A 15,245-nucleotide genomic window follows, 5' to 3' on the forward strand; every position below is an offset into this window, starting at 1 on the left:
GCTACAGCAAAGACAACTAACCCGATCTCAAGCAGATCATCAACGGGATGATGACGGAAGCCGGAACGCTGTCCCACGAATGGAAAGTAAGCACGTACCGCGTACAGGAACTGAAGCACCTACGGCATGTCTTCAAATTACACATCGTCCGAAAAATCTGCTGCAATCCCACGTTTGATTGTCCCGTCGCGCGTATGGACGTCAAAAAATGGGCGGAATTCGCAAGGACGATGAGTTTTGAAGACACGCCCTAAATAAAGGCTCCTTTCTCACAAAAGTATTTGATCTTCTTGAACTATTAATTGAACTGGAGTTCAACCCTCAGGTACAACAGCATTATTTTGAACTGGCCCCTTCTACCGAAACGGCGGAAGGGGCTTTTGCTGTGAATCAGCAAAAGTCCCCTTCGAGATACCGCATCATTCTTAGCACCAATAAACTCGCGGAGGCCTGTTTACGCATCGTTCAGAACGGAGTGTGACCTAACCTGCTCCTATGGTCAGCATGATGTAAATACAGGCTCCTGCCAGCTTTTCTCCAAAAAACTTGCCTCTACTTATGATACGGTTCCCCACAATTAATCTTTAAACGCACTTTAAGCGACGTTCGTTATCGTATTTTATACGCATTGTTGACTCTAAGTTGATTTTTTTACAAAAAACCTTAGACAATGAAGTTTGAACCCCATAGTGTCAATGTACTTACACAAAATACGCTCGGTTTAAGGATACGTAGAAATAGTTTTAGGGAGCGCACGTTGACTCCTTGTTGACTTAGAGCATAATAAATACAGAGCTGCGGAGGTCACGCCCCAGAACTTCGTGATCCTGGTGTACTTTAAATTAACCGATACGCTTCTTTTGTACCTTTATCATAGGCCTTCGGGAATGGTAAGTGAGAGACAATGAAATGCATTGTTTTAATTCATCTACTGGTATTTCATCGTTATCACCGAACACAATCGCCCGATTGCCTTCATAGCTGAATATATCTCTAAAAAGCTCCTTGAATGTGTCAACCAGCATTGTGTTACAGTTAAAATACATTGCATACTGATGTGGGCTTGACTTTTTCCAGTCTATTCTGATTGTGCTTCCACTTTTTGTGACGTAACTAGGTTCACCCCATTTTAGTGTCTCTTCCAGGGGATCAATACCATCTATCTCTAATGCAGTATCCAGAATCATTTGGCGAAGAAACAACAACTTCTTCTGAATGTGTTCCGGATAATGTTCGAACACAGCCGCTACCTTGAGGTTTCCAATCGTACCCACAGGATCATTCCTTTCCCTTCTTTTTCACAAGGCTTCGACTGGTCAAGCCAATCTCTCCAGGAGTTACATAGTAACAATTTTAGCATCCGAAATGATTTCTATGTGTCGGATGGGAGGCTTTTCGTTGCAAGCTAGATAATGGCTCACATGCTTTTTTGGGGTGGACGGTGCAAGAGACTACTGGCGTATGGCGATATATATTTCCGCTTGCCCGTCGTTCGGATCGATATTCGGGCCATAATACTCAAAATCGCCTGTGTATGCTCGGGCATTGCCGAGTTGCTGCGACCATTGCCAAATATCGGCCCAAGCCCGCTGCACCACCTCTATAATCGGTCCCCGCTCCGTGACGAATACCGCGTATTTCGCAGAGGGAACTGTGAACGTCGAGACGGACTCGGGATATTGACCCTGCATATTGTCCCGTACATGTACGCCGACCATCACTTCATATTGTCCGGCATCGCCTTCTTTATAGTTGAAGTAACAGCTATAATGGCCAGATTGTTGTAGATGAAGGGCCAGATGTTCGCCAATATTTTGTGAGTGGAATTGTTCAAACAACTTGCCAATCTTGCCTTCGCCGCTTAATTCGGCTGCATTTGTCGTGACAGTGCTCATTCCGGCCAGCGTGAAAGAGGATTGTTCCTCGAAACGGGCAGGTTCAATTCTTTTGCAATTTGCCTCGTCTGTGGGCAGCGAGCTTTCAGATGGAGTCGTACTACTGTTGTATGCCATTGACTTGAATCCGTTTTGTTTCATCCCTAATCATTCTCCTTATAGTTGAATGAGTTTAGTATAAAACAACTAACTTGACAACTATTTGTCATGTTGCTTTATCAATTCTATATATTTTTGCAGCTTGTTCTGCGCGACTAGCGATGATCTCACGTAGATGGGGAGGCTCAAGCACCTCTGCATGGTGGCCCAAGCCGAGAATGAATCTATACAACCATTCATCTTCCGGGTACGCCTTCCTCACTTGCCAGCTACCGTCATCCAAGGGCACAAGCTCCTCAATGCCAAACCATTCCTCCGCTAAATGACGAGAGTCAGCCTGGAAGCGCAAGACGAATTCTGTCGCCCTTGACGAATTGCGTGGGCTCTGGCCAGTGGTACGCTCTTGCATTGGCAACTCTCTTCGAATGAATGTCCTCTCCGGGGCGATCTCCAGCTCTTTCATTCTTTTCAGCTTGAACAACCGGAACTGCTCTTTCGTCTGGCAATAGGCTTTCAGATACCATTGTCTCCCTTTCATGATGAGCATATGTGGCTCTACAATTCGGTGTGATACCACACCTTCGGCATTGGAATAGATGAATCCCGCTATTCGACAGCTATCTACCGCTTCCTTTAATAGTTGCAGTTTAGGGCGCAGCCTCTCGTTGCCATCCCAGGGCGAATAGTCAATCAGCACACGGCTGGTCTTATGCTGGAATTCTTCGGAGTATTGGGGCGGGACAACGCTATTGATTTTCTCCATTAGATGTCGATGCTGCTCGTTGCCATATGAGGTAGAGATGCTGCGCAGGGCGGTGAAGATGGCAGCGAGCTCGTCGTTGGTCAGCACGTTGCGGTCCAAGCGGTATCCTTCCGCCAGCCCGATGCCTCCGTTCGTTCCCTGGTAGGTGACGATCGGAATTCCGGCCCCATTAATTGCTTCGATATCCCGGTATATCGTCCGTACGGACACCTCGAACCGCTCTGCGAGCTCCTTGGCCTGCACCATGCGACGGTTCAGCAGCAAAATAATGATGGATAAGAGCCTTTCCAGTTTCATAGTATGTACCCTCCATCACAATGGATAAGTAATTGTAAAACACATTTATTTTATTGATATATTTGGAATTCATTAATTAGGTAATCGTCATTTGAATCAGACATACACTTTTACTGGACAATATTTCAACAACTACAAAATGATTATATCATGCCAGTGGACCTATACAGAGAATTAATAAGATAAAGGAGGGGCTAACCGGCCTTCATTGTGTACATGGAAGGAGAGATCAGCGACATGTGAGAGCCTGACTCCTTGTTGACTTCGACCTATGCATTGTTGATATCTATTCTATGGTCAAAATATATACAGATATGGCTTAGAGAAGACATGCCGATATATGTTTCAATAGAAACTGACAAAAAAGTATCCCAACCTTATAATTGTTTAATATATCCTATAGCGGCACTGACCAGGAGGACGGCATGCAATTTGAACCAATGTATTATGATGGGGAATTATTTCTACCGAAGATTGAATTAAATATGACATCGAACCAATCGATTGGTATTATAACCGACTTGAAGCGAAAGCAGCTTTTAATGAATCAATTAGTGAATCATTCCCAATATTATTTATTTCGAGCTCAGCAAAACGAGTATATGCGTTTAACGGTGGAAGAGCTAATCACTTTTCTAATCAATATAACGGAGAGGAATGACCGTGTCGCTTCGTTAATAGATTATTTTGCTTTAAAAGAAGAACGGAAGGTAAAAATCAAGGATCTAAGCTCATCGAAAAGGATGTATGTGACATTGCTGCGTGTCTTTTTTGCGCATCAGCCTACACTTGTACTGGAGGAACCCTATTTTTACTTGGAAGAACAGGATCGTCGTCATTTTAAACGGATTTTAGATGATCTATCGAAAGAAAAGCAGATTTTAATTTTAACTTCGAATTTCGAGGATGCCCTTATTTCCTGTGATGAAATTTATCGATTGAACGAGCTCGGATTTCATCAACTGGATATTCGGGACTCAGAAGAGGATAAGCAGGAAGTGCAGGAACAAGATCGGGCCAATATAACCTTGCAGAAGATTTATACGAAAAGAAATGACAAAGTGATTTTATTTAATCCGCCTGAAATCGATTTTATAGAAAGTGTAGATGGTTCGATTCTTGTTCATGTGGATGGAGAAAACTATGACTGTGCTTTGACGCTAACCGAGCTTGAGCAGAGATTGTTAAATTTCGGATTTTTCAGGTGTCATCGCTCCTATATCGTTAATCTGCAAAAAGTAAGAGAGATTATTACATGGACGAAAAATAGCTACAGCCTGCGATTAAATACAGGTAAAGATGCCGTAGTTCCGTTATCTCGTTCAAAATTGCAGGAATTAAAAGCACTTCTTAACATCTAATTTCCGGGGTAATGTCGAACCAATCAAGCATGGGGTGGTACCATTCAGGCGATAAAAGCTACATTTCGGCGGGTTTTGATGGCCAGAAGCATGCAATCTTTATATATTTAAGCCATCAACTCTAAGGAAGTGGTGTTAATGGATGTTATCCAAGTCGAACATATTCGAAAGAGATTTGGAAATAAGGACGCATTGGCAGATGTGTCCTTTTCAATTCCGAAAGGAGAAATTTTTGGTTTCCTAGGTCCGAGTGGTTCAGGAAAAACAACATTGATAAAGATTTTAACTGCGCAATTAAATCCGACAAGTGGACAAGCAAGTGTATTTAACGAGCCAGCGGAGATGATGAATCATTCTGCACAGAAGATGCGCTTTGGCATTTTGACAGATAACAGTGGTCTATATGAGAGATTATCGATAGAGGAAAATCTAGAACTGTATCGCCAATTATATGATCTTCCTAAATCTTCGATCGATAAGGTGCTGCAGTTTGTAAACTTAAGCGGAGAGCGCAAAAAGAAAGTCAAACTTTTGTCGAAAGGGATGCGTCAGCGTGTCATGTTGGCATGCGCGATTATCCATGAGCCAGAGTTATTATTTTTAGATGAACCTACTTCGGCTTTAGATCCAGTAAACTCCTTACATATTTATAAAGGGTTACGCTACTTAAATGAGAAAGGAACAACGATTTTTTTAACTACGCATGATATGGCTGAGGCAGAATTGATTTGCAACCGTGTAGCGATTTTGTATCAAGGACAAATCCAAACCATTGGCTCACCAAAGGAGCTTAAAAAACAGCATCGGGAAAACGTAGTTAGTGTTGACTTAATAAATGGTGAAGCATACGAACTCCCGATAGGCGAGGGAACCGCTGATCAAATAGCCGATTGGATGAAACGAGGGTTAATTGATCGATTAGAAACGAAAGAGCCAAGTCTAGGTGATATCTTTATTAAAATGACAGGAAGTGAGCTGCTATGAGTATCTCATTGAAACGTGCGCATGCGATATTTGTGAAGGATTACAAAGAGTTTTCACGCAATTATGCCCTCTCCATTATGTTGATTTTCCCAATTATCCTCGCACTTCTTCTTCGAGCTGCTGACGCCGCCTCGTCTTTGCCTGGATCTTTCGCTACAGTTCTTAATCTTTCGTTTGTGTTCCTAACATGTTTCGTACAAGCATGCTTGATTGCGGAAGAAAAGGAGCGTAACACTTTACGATCATTAATGATGACTCCGGCCACGACCATGGATGTTTTAATCGGTAAAAGTACTTTAGTCTTTGTCATGTCTGTTGTTGTTCTGGCTATTGCTACGTATCTATTTGGCTATGAGCCAGCTAGTATATGGGCGTTTGTGGCAGCAACCATTCTTTCGATTATTTTATACACAGCAGTCGGGACGATATGTGGTCTATTCTCCAAGACGTTGCTTGATGCGTCATTATCTATAATTCCTGTGACGATCGTATTCTCTGGGGCACCATGGGGAGCATTTCTAGTGGAGGATTATCCGATCTTCAAAGTGCTGGATTACATGCCAAGCAGTCAGCTTGTTCATTTGCTAGGTTTACCCCCTACAGACTTTACGACGGGAGAGTTATTAAACCCCCTCCTCATTATTTTGGCATGGACGGTTGTATTAACGATTGTATCTGTTGTTTTGTATCAACGACGGTTAAAGGATGAGTAGGAGAAAATTACAAAAGAAAGGCCGCGCCAGCCACTATAGAATCGCGTGTTTCTACCGAGGAGGGATCAAATTCCGATGAATTTAGCCGTCAAGTTGCTGCGAGAATTCAAAGACCGCGATACCCGGCATAAGCTGAAAGGCTATCGGGACAAAGCGGAGCTCATCAGGGAACGTAATTTGGAAGCATGGGACGATCAGCGGCTGCAAACGGAATCTCTCCGGCTGAAAAAGGCTGCAAAATCGGGGACACCTTTGGACGGGCTGCTTGTCGATGCCTATGCGCTAGTCTGCGAGGCAGCGAAGAGAACACTGGGATTGCAGCCCTACGATGTCCAGATCATGGCTGCAATCGCTCTGCATGAGGGATTTTTGATCGAGCAGCATACCGGTGAAGGAAAAACGCTCTCTGCTGTTATGCCTGCTTATCTCCATGCGCTAACCAGCGAAGGCGTTCATGTGCTGACTTTTAACGATTATCTGGCAAATCGGGATGCAGATTGGATGGGCCCGATCTATCGTTTACTCGGGTTAACGGTAAGCGCGGTTCAAGCGGGCATGAGCTTGTCCGAGAAACGGGAAGCGTACGCCGCCGATATAACCTATGTTACGGCCAAAGAGGCGGGATTCGATTATTTGCGCGACACGATCGCTTTAGACGAAGCCGATACCGTGCATCGTCCCTTCCACTACGTCATCGTCGACGAAGCGGATTCACTGCTTCTCGACGAAGCGCGGGTGCCGCTAGTCATCGCCGGCGAGCCGGGCTCTTCCGGCAACGACGGCGTTCGTTTCGCAGAAGTGGCTCGGCAGCTCGAGCAAGATGAGCATTACGACTTCGACGAGTTCCAGCGGAACGTTTACTTGAATGAAGCAGGCTCCGCGAAAGCGGAGTCGCTGCTGGGATGCGGCAATTTGTACGATAGCCATAATAGTCATTTGTTAATGTCGTTAAATTGCGCGCTGCATGCGGAATTGTTATTGAAAAAAGACGTCGATTACATCGTCCGGGACGGTAAAATCGAGCTGATCGACGAATATACCGGCCGCGTGGCGGAGAACAGGCATTTGCCGGACGGGCTGCAAGCCGCGCTTTCGGCCAAAGAAGGGCTGCAGGCGAAAGCCGGCGGGATCATTCTCGGTACGATTACCCTTCAACACTTCCTTAACCTATATCCAAAGATTTGCGGAATGACGGCCACCGCGCAAGCTTCCGCCATAGAATTCGAAGATATTTATGTGCTGCAGGTTGTGCAAATTCCGCCGAACCGGCCAAACATACGGATCGACCATCCGCACCGGATTTATACCCATAAAGAAGCCAAACGTAAGGCGCTTGTACAAGAAATCTTGTACATCCATTTAACGGGACGTCCGATTCTCATTGGTACGTCAAGTGTCGAGGAGTCTGACATGCTGGCGGAGGCGCTAGCGGTTGCCGGCGTAGCTTGCCATGTTCTGAATGCGAAAAACGACGCAAAAGAAGCCGAGCTCATCGCCAAAGCGGGAGAGATCGGCGCCGTGACGGTGTCTACGAATATGGCGGGACGAGGCATCGACATTCGGCTCGGCGGCGGCAACCCCACGCAAGCAGAAGCTGTCGCCAAGCTGGGCGGGTTGTACGTGATTGGTACGCATATGCACCAAAGCGTGCGGATCGACAACCAGCTGCGCGGGCGATCCGGCCGCCAAGGCGACCCGGGAGCTTCCGTATTTTTCGTAAGCTTGGAAGACGAGTTGCTGCTTAGGTTCGGCATCAATAAAGCGATACGCGGTCTTAGGCAGGATGAGGTTCTCGGAGAGTCGGTGCTCCACAGCAAAATTGACCATATTCAGCGTGTTATTATGGGCCAAAACTTCCATATCCGTCAGGAGCTGAACGGTTATTCGGATATGGTGGAGGATCAGAGGCGTATGCTATACGAGGAGCGGCTCGGAATTTTGAAAGGCGAGACGCCGATGAGCCCTTCGGAGCAGCGGGTACGGCTTTATTATATCGACAAGTTCTGGGCTGACCATCTGGCATATGTTTCTTACATTCGCGAAGGCATCCATTTGACGAGCCTTGTTAACCGTAATCCGATCGACGAATTTCATGCGCAAATCATCCAAGCCTACGAGCTAATTCCGGCAAAAATAAATAGAGAGTCGGCGAATATGCTCGCAAAGCTCGGAGGTTCGAATGATTCGGCGAAGTGGGAAAAGTTCGGGCTGAAAAGCCCTGCTTCCACTTGGACTTATATCATCACCGATCAATACAAGCAATACTTGCAGAATCCCGGTTCATGGACCCCAGGAACGATAATCGCTTATTGGTTGCGCAAGATTTTGAGTCCGGTATTCGGGTGGTCAAAATTTTGATGCAGCGCAGCTTTTTCGAGGGTGATCGCTTTGTCGCCGATTTGCTGCACGAAATAACGGCTGCTTCTCTACAATATCCGAATACCCACTCGACGATTACAACACTTGACCCTCACCGCCACCGGATTCCCACTATCCGAACTCCAATCGCTCCAGCTATCCTCATATGTTATGACGTCGGATTATTATGACGCCTATGCTACAATAAGGTGACAAAGGGGGAGTCATTATTGAGTAAACAAAAAATCGTAATTATTGGTGCAGGAATTGTCGGGGCGTCCGTGGCCTATCATCTGGCCAAACGAAATCAAGATGTAACCGTTATTGAACGACACCCCGCCGCGGCGCGTGAAGTCACGGAAAAATCGTTTGCCTGGATACATACGACGCATAGGGTGGCTCCCGAATACTGGCATTTGTACGATGTGGCTTGTGAAGAATATCATGCGCTTCAGCAAGATTTGTCCGAACTGCAAATTCATTGGCACGGGGCGCTAACTTGGGACAATCCGCCCCTAAGGGAGCAACTCCGTTTTCAAAAATTAAACCGGGAGCAGCTTGAGGCATTGGAACCGAATCTGAAGGAATATCCGGATGAAGCGATGTTTGTCAGCGAAGAAGGTGCGGTGGACCCGATAGGGTTAACGGATCTGTTGTTGAGCAAAGCGCGGGAGTACGGAGCAAAGGTTCAGTTCGGTACCAACGTTACACAGCTGCAGCAAGAAGATTCCCGCCTGGTCGGCGTCCATACGTCCAAGGGTTTTCTTAAGTCGGATGTCGTGGTATTGGCCGCAGGTACAATCATACCCGAACTTTGCAACCCGTTAGGTTGTCCCGTGCCGGTAACGCCGTCGCCTTCCATTCTGATTCGGATGAAAACTGCGAATAAGCTGATACGCACATTAATCTCAAATGCGCAATTTGAAGCGCGTCAACTGACGGATCAAACGCTGCTGGCTGCGGAAGATTATATCGACGAGTCGGAAGAAAACGGGTCAGAGGCGGTCGGCAAGCGAGCGTTCGAGACGTTGCGTCGCAGTCTGAAGGGCGGGAATCAATTGGAACTGGAAAGCATCCAGGTCGGGATGAGACCCATGCCTGAAGACGGCTATCCGATCGTGGGCTTCCATGATCACACAAAGGGACTTTATCTGACAGTGATGCATTCTGCAATTACGCTGGCGCCGCTGATTGCGCGTCTGGCTTCAAGTGAAATAATCAATCGGGAATCAAGAAGTGAATTAGTCCCTTGTCGACTTTCCCGTTTTAAGGACTACACGAGGGATGACCCCGCTGTTTCTCGCGCGTGAGGTTGTGAATCAAGTGGAATCGCATGCACGTGCAAATTGACCTCGATACTCCTGGATACAAAGCAAAGGAGTACATCGTCACATGAGCGATGTACTCCGAGTCACATACTGCTATGCCGATTACTCCTTCTCTTCGTCTCCCACCACCACCGGATTCCCGCTATCCGAACTCCAATCGCTCCAACTCCCCGCATAAAGCTTTACATTCTTAAACCCTGCCTCTTGGAGGGCAAAAAAGTTAGGCGTAGCGGTAACGCCAGATCCGCAGTACACAATGATCTCATCGTCCTTCGAAAGCCCAGTAAAGCGCTCCGCCTGCTCCTCAGGCGACTTCCACACACCATCCACATGACGGCTCTCCACCCAAAAATGATTAATCGCCCCTGGAATATGTCCGGCCGCTGGGTCCATCGGCTCTACTTCCCCACGATAGCGAGGCGCTTCACGCGAATCAATGATCACAATTCCGTCCTTGCCAATGCTCTCCTTCACATAAGAGCGGCTTACTAGAATCTCGTCCTGCAAAGCTGGCTCAAAAATAACCCCTTCCACCGCATCCGGCTCTTCTGAGCTAACGGGATAATCCACTGCTTGCCAAGCGGTAAAACCGCCTTCCAGCACATACACTTGCCCCTCATGCCCCATCCATTGCAGCAGCCAGCGCAGGCGCGAGGCCATCGCTCCACCTTGGTTATCGTAAGCGACTACTGTCGTATGATTGCCAATTCCAATCCGTCCCAGAAAAGCAGCCAATACTTCCGGCTCTGGCAAAGGATGGCGTCCGCCTTCCCCGTTCGGGCGCTTCGGCCCCGACAGATCATGGCTAAGATCGGCATAATAGGCACCCGGAATATGGGCCTCTTCATACGATTTTCGACCTGTTTCCGGCTCAGTCAGCAAATAACGCGTATCGACAATTACTGTATTTTCAGCACCCAAACGCTCAAGCACCCAATTCGCCTTTTTAAAATAAGTCATCCTGCTCAGCTCCTCCAACATATTTTCTGGCTTATCCCAACTATATACCGCCATCGTACCCGATAAATCACATAAGGAGCAACCACTTGTTGACTATTTCCTTAGCCAAATCACATCTTCCAGCGAGTCCTCTATGTCTATTACCCTGACAGCTTCTTATATAGCAACAATTCCCCCGCCAATTGGCAGAGGAACTGTTTTTTAATTATAATGCATCCCGGAGCATAACGCTTATCAGCTCCATGAGACGCCTCATTTTCTCTACCTATTCAGTCGTTTTTTATTCCTCAAACCCACGCGTCATTCGCATACCCGCGCTGCTCCCAATACCCAACATGCTCTCCTTCGATCAGCTCGATGCGGTTCAGCCATTTGACCGACTTGTAGGCGTACATTTTCGGCACAATCAGCTTGACCGGGCCGCCGAGATCGCTTGGAATCGGCTTGCCGTCGTGCATGACCACGACCATCACATCATCCATATCGGCCTGCTCTAATGTCAGCGTATCGGTGTACACATCGTCGCCGGAATAAAATTTCACCGTTCGTGCTTTCGACTGAACGCCTGCGCTTTTCAGCAGCTCCTTGAGCGGAATGCCCTCCCACGTATTGTTGTACACGGACCAGCCCGTCACACAATGAAAATCGCTCACCTGCACCGTTCGTTTCAGCGCCACAAACTGCTCCCAATTCCACTGCAAGCGCTGATCGACCAAGCCATCAATCGTAAACGACCAATTGCTATTGTCGAATTTCGGAATCGGTGTCACCGTGTATACGCGAAAATTCCCTTTTGCCCCACCGCCCATAGGCGGAAGCGAAGCCGGAAGCGGCTGCGGCTCAGGTAGCAGCTTATTGCCGTTCTCCGCAACGAGCTCATCAATGGACGAAGCTCCGCCAAAGCCTGTCCCAAGCGACCCTCCGAGCCATTTTACAAAAGAAGGTCCCAGCGCAATCGCGATCCCCACACCCAGCGTCCACTTAATAACCTGTCGCCGTGAATATACGGCCTGCGGCCCTGCTGCGGGGTGAATCACTTCCTCACGAATCGGCTTCACCGTACGACGATGGGGCTGCTTGAGCCATTTTGTCCGCGTAATCGAATGATAGATGATATAAGGCAGACCGATCCACGTCAGCAAATCATGCACCAGCAACGCCGCATTTGAAATTTCCGGTCCTACCAGCCTGAACTGCCACAGCAATACTCCGGACAAAAACCATCCTGCCAGCAGTGCTAGAACAACAATGACATTAAACTTTTGCCACGGCTTTTCCTTTATTTGCTTCCAGTGCTTAGCGGCGAGAAATAAATAATAAACGACGGGCAGCAGCGAAGCGATGCCGACAACGATGTGGAGCCATTTTAGCCACACTCGGCCTTCACCCAGAAAACCGCGCCAAAAACCGCCCAGCAGCATAAGTCCCGTCAAAGCCAAAATCACAATAATCCACCCGTTCCAGGCGTGCAGCGATATAAGCTTTTTCCCGTAGCCCTTGCGCAAACGCTCAATGAATGAACTCATTTTTGAAACGTCCCCTTCCCAAGCTCCATATCTTTAACTAAAATGTGCGGCTTCTCATTCTCGGTCGTCCTAGCCTTCTTAATACTATTATAACGCCTAACGCACGCCATTACGAAACGATGGGCCAAGCATAGCAAACAAAACGATACAACCAGCAACGAAGTGCTTACAAAAATATCAACCGCTGTTTTTAGCTTTAGCCTGCTCTTAAGTAAAATAAATTCGGCCTTGCTATAAGTTGCAATTTAAGATACATTATTAATTAATTGATCAGTTATTTAATTAACTAAAGTTTAGTTTAAAGAGAGGGGAATCCATTTGGCAAGACCCGTCAATGAAGAAAAAAGACTGGAGCGGCGTAAACGCATCCTAAAAGAAGCGGTTATCCTGTTTGCAGAAGGTGGCTATTCTAATACCACAACGGCCATCATTGCGGAGAGGGTGGGAGTGACTCCTGGAACCATTTTTCAATATTTCCCTAGCAAAGAAGCTTTATACTACGCTGCCGTCCTTGAGCCGCTTGCTGATATTCAGGTGAAATCGCTTGCTTGTCTTCAACAAGAGGGGACGCCGGGCGCACTGATTAAGAACATGGTGAAAGAACAATTCAACGATATCTACTTCTATACCAATGAATTGCGGCTTGCCCAATCTGTCTTAGGACAACGAATAAGATTCCCTGAACTTACACAGAAGGTCCTTGAAAGTATAAAGGTAATGACAGATGCGATTGAATCCGTCTATGCCGAGGGACAGTTAATGGGAGAGTTCGACAAAAGCTTTTCTCCAGCAATGATCTCTCGCAGCTACATCTCTTTTTTAAATGGAGTGGGCTTAACTCTTGGAGAAAGTATTATTCATCATCCCGAGTGGGAAAATCTGAAGGGGCATGCTTATTATTTGTTCGCACCCATACAACCTAAAGAAAAACTGGAGGAGTCTAAATGAGTCAAACATCATTACAACCCGATCTGACATTTAACGTGCGTGTGAAAAAACGGAAGAAAATTTTATGGAGCCTAGGGATCGTGCTTTTGCTTGTGATGGCTCTTGTATTTTTTATATCTTATAAAGTAGTAGACACTTTATTGCACTATCCTAGAGACACTAATGTCAGCTACGAATTGAATATCGATAAAACTCCCTACGAAGAGGTCGAGTTCAAAAGTTTGAAAAATGATAATACGATTAGAGGCTCCTTCTTTCCTGCAAGTGATCTTTCAGGTGATGCAAGTAATAAGACGATTATTGTCGTCCATGGATATACGAGCAATCGTTTAGTTAAAGGGCGGACTCCAAAGTTAGTAGAGCATTTCGTTCCGAAAGGCTACAATGTATTGGCATTTGACCTCAGCTCGCAAGGTAAATCCGATGGTGATTTGATTACACTGGGCCTCAATGAAAAATACGATTTGCTAGGAGCTGTAAGCTATTTAAAATCCAGAGACCATACAGGTGATAGCATTGGAGTTATCGGCTTTTCAATGGGTGCTGCTACTTCTTTGCTGGCCGCAAGTGAAAGTGATGACATCAAAGCTGTCATTGCAGATAGCCCTTTTCGTAATGCTGGTCTATTTCTGAGAGAGGGTTTGCCCTTCTTTTCAGGTTTGCCTGCTTTTCCATTCGGTTATACATCGACATGGATGGCAAATTGGGCCTTTAAGGTTGATCTTGATTCCGTATCTCCGATGGATGCGGTAAAAAAGATGCAAAATAAGCCCGTTATGCTCATTCATGGCACTGGAGATCAGCAAATTAGTTATAAGAATACTGAAGTTATTTACGAGTCCTTAAAAGATAATCCAAGTGCAGAAGTATGGTACCCGCAAAATACGGAGCACATCGATGCCATCAACCATTACCCCACTGAATATTTCCAAAGAGTAGATCGCTTTATGGATGAGTATGTAGGAAAATAAATTACCCTTTATTATACAGAAGCAGGGTACAGACTCCTCAAAAAATTGAGCATATCTGTACCTTGCTTTCATAAAAGGGACTTTTTCAATGGCCTCCGGGCATTCTATTGTCAGTTTTTCTAAATTACCTACGTTTTTGAAAAGACGACACGCAACTTGCGTGCAAGAGAAAGATTTCCTTATTCAGCACCTTCACAGCTCACAAAGAGCGGGAACGGGACGCATACTGCAATATAGCAGCAGCTGCCCGTTCGCGGCGCTCTACATCATCACTCTGCATGGCTAGCCTTAAAATGTCCACCGCTTCCCTAATTGTCGTATGATCTATGGCAAAAGGCTGCTCGCTCTGCCCGCTGCTTTCCGTAGCCCCGCTCAACCATAGCTTCATCTGCCAATCGGTTACGGGATGCTCATACATAGCGGGAAATTGTCCTTCGGCTAAAAATGACTTTAGCTCCGGGCCGACCATGGCGTGCGGCAAGCTTTTGAGCCAAGTCACACCGCGTCGATGGCAGCTGCCGTCCTCCCTGTTATCCGCATCCAACACATAATAATAGTCGCCCAAATCGCCAAAATGGACCTTGTCGCCATCCACTAAAAGCACATAATCGCCGTCAGCCATCACTTCCACGAACAAACGAAGCTCTGCGATAGATCCAGCCAGCGCCACACCCTCCAGACCATAAACCTCCATTAACCGTGCCTTGCACTCTTCCTCGCTGAATGGTGCCAAATTTCCAAGCCCCGGGCCATACAAGGAAACGAAGTTATCATTCAAAAATGCCTTGCTCCGGTTCATTCCGCCTACATCCGCTTGCATCAGAAACAACTGCAGCCTGCTCACCTCCGCTTAACTCTCTCTACTCCTATTATATCTTTTAATCCGCTTCAGGAAAAAGCCGCTCGAGCAATGGCGTGTATGCAAACGTAAGTGAACCCGATCTAATAGAAGCCGGCGTCAAATGTATCGCCTCTCCTACCAGGCTTCTACTGGGAATGTCACACCTCATATTTGTAGATTTACGTACCAAGAGGCAGCATT

Annotated in this window: 14 protein-coding genes; 8 read left to right on the top strand and 6 right to left on the bottom strand. The window is 46.6% G+C overall.

Features of this window, described 5'->3' with window-relative positions; translation table 11 throughout:
* Positions 1-842: 842 nt before the first annotated feature.
* The 3 genes from WH37_RS05025 to WH37_RS05035 form a co-directional block, all read right to left on the bottom strand.
* Positions 843-1,274: a DUF1801 domain-containing protein gene (locus WH37_RS05025; protein WP_046229481.1), complete on the bottom strand. Its 432-nt coding sequence runs from the start codon at positions 1,272-1,274 to the stop codon at positions 843-845.
* Positions 1,275-1,451: 177 nt separating this feature from the next.
* Positions 1,452-2,036 (bottom strand): GyrI-like domain-containing protein, encoded by a 585-nt coding sequence (locus WH37_RS05030; protein WP_052736816.1) that lies wholly within the window; start codon positions 2,034-2,036, stop codon positions 1,452-1,454.
* Between the two features lie 64 nt (positions 2,037-2,100).
* The gene (locus WH37_RS05035) at positions 2,101-3,054 is read right to left on the bottom strand and encodes a helix-turn-helix transcriptional regulator (RefSeq protein ID WP_046229482.1); all 954 of its coding nucleotides are present in this window, start codon (positions 3,052-3,054) and stop codon (positions 2,101-2,103) included.
* A gap of 425 nt (positions 3,055-3,479) precedes the next feature.
* Between WH37_RS05035 and WH37_RS05040 the strand changes: the two genes are divergently transcribed.
* From WH37_RS05040 to WH37_RS05060, 6 genes are all read left to right on the top strand, one after another.
* Positions 3,480-4,415 (top strand): LytTR family transcriptional regulator DNA-binding domain-containing protein, encoded by a 936-nt coding sequence (locus WH37_RS05040; protein ID WP_046229483.1) that lies wholly within the window; start codon positions 3,480-3,482, stop codon positions 4,413-4,415.
* Between the two features lie 138 nt (positions 4,416-4,553).
* Positions 4,554-5,399: an ABC transporter ATP-binding protein gene (locus WH37_RS05045; protein WP_046229484.1), complete on the top strand. Its 846-nt coding sequence runs from the start codon at positions 4,554-4,556 to the stop codon at positions 5,397-5,399.
* A complete protein-coding gene (locus WH37_RS05050) occupies positions 5,396-6,112 on the top strand; it encodes an ABC transporter permease (protein WP_046229485.1) in 717 nt (238 codons plus the stop codon). The genes WH37_RS05045 and WH37_RS05050 overlap by 4 nt, the downstream gene beginning before the upstream one ends.
* Before the next feature lie 75 nt (positions 6,113-6,187).
* Positions 6,188-8,470 (top strand): preprotein translocase subunit SecA, encoded by a 2,283-nt coding sequence (locus WH37_RS05055; RefSeq protein ID WP_046229486.1) that lies wholly within the window; start codon positions 6,188-6,190, stop codon positions 8,468-8,470.
* The gene (locus WH37_RS35365) at positions 8,467-8,661 is read left to right on the top strand and encodes a hypothetical protein (RefSeq protein WP_143088659.1); all 195 of its coding nucleotides are present in this window, start codon (positions 8,467-8,469) and stop codon (positions 8,659-8,661) included. Before WH37_RS05055 ends, WH37_RS35365 begins: the two co-directional genes overlap by 4 nt.
* A gap of 39 nt (positions 8,662-8,700) precedes the next feature.
* The gene (locus tag WH37_RS05060; RefSeq protein WP_046229487.1) at positions 8,701-9,780 is read left to right on the top strand and encodes an NAD(P)/FAD-dependent oxidoreductase; all 1,080 of its coding nucleotides are present in this window, start codon (positions 8,701-8,703) and stop codon (positions 9,778-9,780) included.
* 120 nt (positions 9,781-9,900) lie between these two features.
* On the opposite strand, the gene WH37_RS05065 is transcribed toward WH37_RS05060, so the two are convergent.
* A complete protein-coding gene (locus WH37_RS05065; protein WP_046229488.1) occupies positions 9,901-10,758 on the bottom strand; it encodes a sulfurtransferase in 858 nt (285 codons plus the stop codon).
* 287 nt (positions 10,759-11,045) lie between these two features.
* Entirely contained in the window at positions 11,046-12,284 is a 1,239-nt protein-coding gene (locus tag WH37_RS05070; protein WP_046229489.1) for a molybdopterin-dependent oxidoreductase, read from the bottom strand.
* 318 nt (positions 12,285-12,602) lie between these two features.
* Here WH37_RS05070 and WH37_RS05075 point away from each other — a divergent pair, with 318 nt between their 5' ends.
* Positions 12,603-13,232 (top strand): TetR/AcrR family transcriptional regulator, encoded by a 630-nt coding sequence (locus WH37_RS05075; protein WP_046229490.1) that lies wholly within the window; start codon positions 12,603-12,605, stop codon positions 13,230-13,232.
* Positions 13,229-14,203 (top strand): alpha/beta hydrolase, encoded by a 975-nt coding sequence (locus WH37_RS05080; protein ID WP_046229491.1) that lies wholly within the window; start codon positions 13,229-13,231, stop codon positions 14,201-14,203. Before WH37_RS05075 ends, WH37_RS05080 begins: the two co-directional genes overlap by 4 nt.
* A 199-nt stretch (positions 14,204-14,402) precedes the next feature.
* On the opposite strand, the gene WH37_RS05085 is transcribed toward WH37_RS05080, so the two are convergent.
* A complete protein-coding gene (locus tag WH37_RS05085; RefSeq protein WP_046229492.1) occupies positions 14,403-15,047 on the bottom strand; it encodes a hypothetical protein in 645 nt (214 codons plus the stop codon).
* Positions 15,048-15,245: the final 198 nt, after the last annotated feature.

It is taken from the genome of Paenibacillus algorifonticola (assembly GCF_000971975.1).
GTDB lineage: Bacteria > Bacillota > Bacilli > Paenibacillales > Paenibacillaceae > Pristimantibacillus > Pristimantibacillus algorifonticola.

Excerpts from the sequence above, each read along its gene's own strand:
- WH37_RS05030 (WP_052736816.1), bottom strand. The coding sequence starts at position 2,036 with ATGAAACAAAACGGATTCAAGTCAATGGCATACAACAGTAGTACGACT.
- WH37_RS05035 (WP_046229482.1), bottom strand. The coding sequence starts at position 3,054 with ATGAAACTGGAAAGGCTCTTATCCATCATTATTTTGCTGCTGAACCGT.
- WH37_RS05040 (WP_046229483.1), top strand. The coding sequence starts at position 3,480 with ATGCAATTTGAACCAATGTATTATGATGGGGAATTATTTCTACCGAAG.
- WH37_RS05045 (WP_046229484.1), top strand. The coding sequence starts at position 4,554 with ATGGATGTTATCCAAGTCGAACATATTCGAAAGAGATTTGGAAATAAG.
- WH37_RS05050 (WP_046229485.1), top strand. The coding sequence starts at position 5,396 with ATGAGTATCTCATTGAAACGTGCGCATGCGATATTTGTGAAGGATTAC.
- WH37_RS05055 (WP_046229486.1), top strand. The coding sequence starts at position 6,188 with ATGAATTTAGCCGTCAAGTTGCTGCGAGAATTCAAAGACCGCGATACC.
- WH37_RS05065 (WP_046229488.1), bottom strand. The coding sequence starts at position 10,758 with ATGACTTATTTTAAAAAGGCGAATTGGGTGCTTGAGCGTTTGGGTGCT.
- WH37_RS05070 (WP_046229489.1), bottom strand. The coding sequence starts at position 12,284 with ATGAGTTCATTCATTGAGCGTTTGCGCAAGGGCTACGGGAAAAAGCTT.
- WH37_RS05080 (WP_046229491.1), top strand. The coding sequence starts at position 13,229 with ATGAGTCAAACATCATTACAACCCGATCTGACATTTAACGTGCGTGTG.